The following is a 410-nucleotide window of genomic DNA, read 5'->3' as shown; positions in this document are numbered from 1 at the left end:
ATATCAGGGTTCCATGCTTTCGTAGGTTCCGGTACAACTCCAAAAATGCTTGACCGCTGGAGTGATATTAAAATTGTTGGTTTTGGCGGGATGCTCGTTGAAACGATCGTTGCAATTATGGCTTTAATTGCTGCCACTTCCCTTCAGCCTGGTGATTATTTCGCAATCAACTCAACACCGGAAGTTTTTAAAACATTGGGGGATGAACGTTGTTAATTTACCTGAATTGTCTCGTGAGATCGGATTGAATTTGGAAGGTAGGACAGGCGGGGCGGTAACGTTAGCCGTTGGGATGACTTACATTTTTACAGAAATTCCATGGTTCAGCAAGCTTGCTTCTTACTTCTTCCAGTTTGTCATTATGTTTGAAGCGGTGTTTATCTTAACTGCCATTGACGCTGGTACAAGGG

At 43.2% G+C, this 410-nt stretch carries 1 pseudogene; it reads left to right on the top strand.

The annotated features are described in order from the left end of the window. Window positions 1-410, top strand: a pseudogene (locus tag AC2JF9_RS09955) (carbon starvation CstA family protein); the annotation flags it as partial.

Source organism: Lactobacillus sp. C449L, assembly GCF_059900815.1.
The sequence above is the reverse complement of the archived record's forward strand: the minus strand, read 5'-3'. Positions and strand labels throughout refer to the sequence as shown.